Here is a 5,183-nt window from a genome sequence, read left to right as displayed (position 1 = left end):
GAAATGGGGATTAAGGGATGATCAAAAATTATTCTAAACCGACGCTTACACAGGGGGGATTGAGTAATTTGGCTACCCCCTCTAATAAGATGGGGGTAACAATTTCTGACTCTCGCATGGATACTGCGGATTGGGATTTAATTACTCCGTTTGCTCGTGAATTTCCAACGCCTTATATGCATATGGTTTCTACAAGTTCAGGGGTAAAACCTGTTCAATGCAGATTGCCTGCTGACAATGAAATTGCTGTAGTCGATTGGGTTAACTTTACATTTGGCATTGAAACAATTTCTCATAATCTACTTGATGATGATGAATGCATATCAGATGAACAACGTTGGTCTTCTGCTGTAGAGTTATTCAACGAAAATTTAGAATATATCTTTGGTTTTACAACGACTTCTAAAAACAATTCAGGTCGTAACTTCTATAAAGAATCCTATGTACTCGGTGAAAACATGGGTTTGCTTTGTATTGGTGGTCAACGAAATACGATTCTAATCATGATCAATGGTAAAGGCTGTGCATTTGCAAAAGAGGGTTGGGAACGTCGCTTATATACATTCCTTTCCAACTATGCAGAACGTGCAAAGTTAACACGTGTAGACCTTGCACATGATGACTTTGATGGTACTAAAATCAATGTCGATTGGGGTGACCAACAGGACAATTTAGGTGGTTTTCAACTCGGTAATCGTGCGCCCAACGTAGAACACAAGGGGAATTGGAAACGTCCTAACGGCAAGGGTCGTACTCTAAATATTGGCAGTCGTCAAAGTGGTAAATATCTTCGCTTGTATGAAAAAGGCAGGGCAGAAGGTGATCCAGATGACAACTGGCAACGTGCAGAAGTCGAATTTAAATCTGTAGATCGTATTTTGCCGTATGACATTCTTTTAGCACCATCAGAATACTTTATCGCTTCATATCCATGTTTTTTGTTCTTAGCAGAGGATAAACAGCCTGCACGTATAGAAACGATTGTTAAGACTGCAAAGATCAATGCAAAAACGGCAATTGAGAATTTAAAACACCAGTACGGAAAATATATCAACATATTCAAACAGGTATTTGAACCTGATGAACTAATTAACCTTATCTCATGCTCTGATCCGCTTGCTTATCCTAAGCGACTAGATCATGTGCTTATTACTGCTCGGAGAATCTAGCAATGATGCAATTTAAAAACAAAGTAAAAATCTTAGGTGCTAAAGCTGTTGATTTTAAAACAGATGATTCACGTCATTACGATCATGTCGTTTTGTATTGTGAAGTGCCATTGGATACATCACAGGGAACAACTGTCGGTAATGCGTGTGAAACGTTTAACTGGCATGACAGTAGAAATATTGCTCTTCTTCGTCAGCATAAATTCCCACTTGAAGCCGAAATTACTTTTGACATGGTGACTACTGGTAAATCTCAAAAGTTTATTGTTCAAAATGTTGAGCTTCCAAATGTACCTAAAATTTAACTTTCCTGTTGTATGTCCGTTTTGCGGAACATATTGGCATCAAGGACAAATACAAGATCATAAAACAAAGTGTGATCAAAGGAATTAAGAAATGGCTTATCAATGTGCAGTTGTAGATCAGTCTACTAAACAATGTGTTGAATGGGTTACATCTTTCAACTGGCTTGATTTTGCTATCACTGGGACGCAATCGGTACAAATCTGTGTAGCAATTGCATCCTATTTCTCAGTCTGTTGGGTGTTAAAAAAATCACGCTCAGCAGTCAAATAAAAGGGGTTAATCATGAAAAACATGACTAAATCAAAAAAGGCTTTTATTGCTAAATTGGCGGTGGCTTCGGCTGCTTTAACTGGTGCTGTATCTGCAAATGCTGCTGTAATTGAATTTGATACATCGGGCTTGCTTGCAAACATTGCATCTGGTGAGGGCTTTGCTGTAACTGCTGGTTTAGCATTTATTGGTTTGGCTGCAACGATTTCAGTACTACGCAAATCACGCGGTGCAGTTCGTTAATAGCAAATAAAACCGCTTCTCTTCTGCGCGAGCCTGTCGAGCGCGGAGAGAGAGGCGGTTTTTAATTTGGAGTTAAAAATGGATGAGCCTAGTTTAGTAAATTGGTTTTTCGTTTTCATCTTTTATCAAGGACTGAAAATCTTATTTTAGGTGATACATATGAGAAAATTTTTTAAGAAAATTCATGTCTTAGTTTTATCATTTGTATTATCTATTTCAAATGTCATTTTAATTAATCAAGCGAATGCTGCAACTGTTGGTGGTTGGTCATTGTCAAATCCAGTTGCTAAGGGCGCGTCTGTTGCATACGATGGTTTAAAAAACGTCATCATCAATGGCAAAAACGTTGCAAAAACATCAACTGCTTTAATAACGCCAACTGCCACTCAAGTTGCAAAAGTACTTGCTCGTGGGGCTGGTGGTTATGCTTTATCTGTAGCTGTAGCTCAACTCATAGGCGATGGCATTGATTGGGTTCTTGATCCTGTTAACAATCAAATTAAATATCATACAAAACCTGATGATCCTTCAACATCATCACCTGTACTTTTTTACTCTCAGGGCTATAGTGAAAGATATTCATCTTTAGACGCTGCTATTAATGCTCATGTTGAGAGATGGAATAAAAATCCAAATGGTAATGGTGTAATAACTGGTATACGTTCTACAGAAAAAGTAGTAACACAATATAAAGTTAGTCCTATTTACAAAAATGCTCCTACATTTGTTACGTATTTCTATATTGACACAACTGCTAATCCCAATTATGACCCGAATGAGCAGGGTGAAGAAAAAACAATACCGCTACCCACAGTTGCTCAGAAAATCATTTCAAATGCAGAAAACGGTAACTCTGATGCAAAAGTTGCAACAACTGCCGCAGCCGCTGATATCGTCGCTGAAGCTGAAAAAGACGATGCAAAAGCTCGTCCGATTGTTAATCAGCTTGAAGCAAATGCTCAAACAAAAACTGAAGAAGAAGCAACAGGCGAAACTAAACCTAACACCACGACTGGCGGTACTGATCTATCGCTAACATTTCCCGTTTTCTGCGGTTGGGCTCCAGTAGTTTGTGAAGCTGCTCAAGTAGTAATTTCATTTCCTGCAAAAGTAGAAGGCTGGGTTTCTGATCTATTGGGAACAGGTCAAAAAGTAGAAGAAAATACAAAGACTACTGCTGAAAGCACTCAAGCGATTGAAAAAGAATTAACGAAAGATGATGGAATACCTGAAAAAGATAAAACAGATATTAACCTTCCTGATCTTCCTATTAATCCTGAAAAAGTGAATGTGTATTGGGGTGGTTCTTGTCCTGCTCCGACTACAACAAGTATTTCATTTCATGGTCAGTCTCGAGAAATTACGATTCTACGTTATGACTTTATATGTGAATGGGCTTGGGTGATTAAAGCATCTGTGATTGCTCTGGCTTCAATTGGGGCTGTATTTATCATTTCAGGGAGAAAAACCTAATGTGGAAGATTCTCTATAACTTACTTGATGTATTTGCAAATAACTCAGTTAGAACATTAATTACAAGTTTAGGTATAGGTGTTGCATCGGGTGCTAGTGCCTATCTTCTTTTATCTCAATATATAGATTCTGCTGTTGCTCAAGCTTCATCAATGCCAATGCTTGGGCTTATGTCTATGTTTGGTATTGATACAGCTCTATCACTTACATTTGGGGCAATTTTGACACGTGGAAGTATTGAAGCTTCAAAATTATCATTTGCTAGGAGAAAATAATGCCGACTAAGCTCATTACTGGACAACCCGGCAATGGAAAGACTTTATACGCAGTGACTTTAATTTTGGAAGCTGTTAAAACTGGTCGTCCTGTATATTCAAATATTAATGGTTTAAATATTGATGGAGTTCAACCTATACCAGTGAATGAATTTGGTGAATTAGATTGGACACTCACCGACGAAGGTGACGAAGTCACTGGAGTATTTGGGGCATTAATTGTTTACGATGAAACTCAAAAACTATCTTATTTTGCTTATAAATCCAAAGAAAAGCTTTCATCTAACCCTTTGATTACTAAGCTAGAAGATCATCGTCACAAAGGTTATGACTTAATATTTATTACTCAAAGTCCTAAGTTTTTACACCTGCATTTACTTGAATTGATTAATGAGCATTATCACGTTAAACGACCAATGAATCGTGCTAGGGCTGAAATTCATAAGCATCGTGGTTATTCAATGAATCCTGAAACGGTGGCTGCTCAAGAACGTGCAGAGGATATTTTTAAGTTTGATTATCCAAAGGATATATTTAAGTTATATAAATCTACTGAAATTGTAACTAATTCAAAAATACAGATTCCTAAGTATATGAAGAAGCTATTCTTTATAGCTGGATTTTGTTTGATTGGTATTATTTACATGTTCTTTTTTTCGGACAATAAAATATTTAATCATATGAAAGGAGAAGATGAACAAAATCAAACTGTTCAAAATAAAGATGATAAAAAAAATGGTTTAGCAGCATTATCTCCAGTAGCTCAAAATTCACAATTTAATGCTGATATCGAGTGTCGCAAAGGTGAAAATGTAGAAAAGCCTGAGTGTAAACAATGGTTTGATCAATTGACTAAATCGAAAGGTTCTGTCACTGCTATGAATCCAAATGGTACACCTATGATTGAATATGATCCCAATAAGCCATTTGAACAAGAACACATACAGAAAGCTGTTACATATACCGTAACTTCTATACCTGTATTCTCAGGTTGTACCAAGATGAATGGACGTTATATTGCTTACACTCAACAAGGTACAAAACTTAATGTTTCTAAAAAGGATTGTCAGAATTTAATTGAAAATAATGATCGTCCGTTTAACTATTTTGCGAGTACAAATAATGATAATTTCAATCATCAAATCAATACTGAGAACTCTATTCAACAGACTTCTCAATCGGTTCATTCGTTAAAATCTGATCTTTATCAGGCTGATAATCAAGTGATTGAAACTGATACATTAAGCCATAGTAAGCATGCGGTTAATGGCTCAAATACGCTTTAAAACTGAGATCATTATTTTGTCTTAAATAGCGAAGTCTTTTAAGTCAAAATGATGGTCATAAGGCGACAATAATATGCGGGTAACGATGCGCAAAATATGATCTAAAAAGGGGTTATTTATGAAAATTTTAGTTACAGGTCGTCCAGCTTCAGGAAAGTCAA

7 protein-coding genes are annotated in these 5,183 nt (G+C 36.7%); all 7 read left to right on the top strand.

Annotated elements, in window-relative coordinates:
- The first annotated feature begins 17 nt into the window (after nucleotides 1–17).
- The 7 genes from ACINWC743_RS18570 to ACINWC743_RS18540 all read left to right on the top strand — a co-directional run bounded on the left by ACINWC743_RS18570 (nucleotide 18) and on the right by ACINWC743_RS18540 (nucleotide 5,022).
- The gene (locus tag ACINWC743_RS18570; RefSeq protein WP_035301433.1) at nucleotides 18–1,169 is read left to right on the top strand and encodes a replication initiation factor domain-containing protein; all 1,152 of its coding nucleotides are present in this window, start codon (nucleotides 18–20) and stop codon (nucleotides 1,167–1,169) included.
- A 2-nt stretch (nucleotides 1,170–1,171) separates the two neighbouring features.
- Entirely contained in the window at nucleotides 1,172–1,474 is a 303-nt protein-coding gene (locus ACINWC743_RS18565) for a hypothetical protein (protein WP_009586536.1), read from the top strand.
- 91 nt (nucleotides 1,475–1,565) lie between these two features.
- Nucleotides 1,566–1,745 (top strand): hypothetical protein, encoded by a 180-nt coding sequence (locus ACINWC743_RS18560; RefSeq protein WP_009586537.1) that lies wholly within the window; start codon nucleotides 1,566–1,568, stop codon nucleotides 1,743–1,745.
- Nucleotides 1,746–1,757: 12 nt separating this feature from the next.
- The gene (locus ACINWC743_RS18555) at nucleotides 1,758–1,988 is read left to right on the top strand and encodes a hypothetical protein (protein WP_009586534.1); all 231 of its coding nucleotides are present in this window, start codon (nucleotides 1,758–1,760) and stop codon (nucleotides 1,986–1,988) included.
- Between the two features lie 159 nt (nucleotides 1,989–2,147).
- A complete protein-coding gene (locus ACINWC743_RS18550; RefSeq protein WP_009586539.1) occupies nucleotides 2,148–3,461 on the top strand; it encodes a virulence factor TspB C-terminal domain-related protein in 1,314 nt (437 codons plus the stop codon).
- Nucleotides 3,461–3,736 (top strand): DUF2523 family protein, encoded by a 276-nt coding sequence (locus ACINWC743_RS18545; protein WP_009586538.1) that lies wholly within the window; start codon nucleotides 3,461–3,463, stop codon nucleotides 3,734–3,736. Before ACINWC743_RS18550 ends, ACINWC743_RS18545 begins: the two co-directional genes overlap by 1 nt.
- Nucleotides 3,736–5,022, top strand: a complete 1,287-nt coding sequence (locus tag ACINWC743_RS18540; protein ID WP_009586540.1) for a zonular occludens toxin domain-containing protein — start codon at nucleotides 3,736–3,738, stop codon at nucleotides 5,020–5,022. Before ACINWC743_RS18545 ends, ACINWC743_RS18540 begins: the two co-directional genes overlap by 1 nt.
- The last annotated feature ends 161 nt before the right edge of the window (nucleotides 5,023–5,183 follow it).

This window comes from Acinetobacter sp. WC-743, assembly GCF_000335555.1.
GTDB lineage: Bacteria > Pseudomonadota > Gammaproteobacteria > Pseudomonadales > Moraxellaceae > Acinetobacter > Acinetobacter bereziniae.
This window is presented reverse-complemented; position numbering and strand designations above follow the sequence as displayed.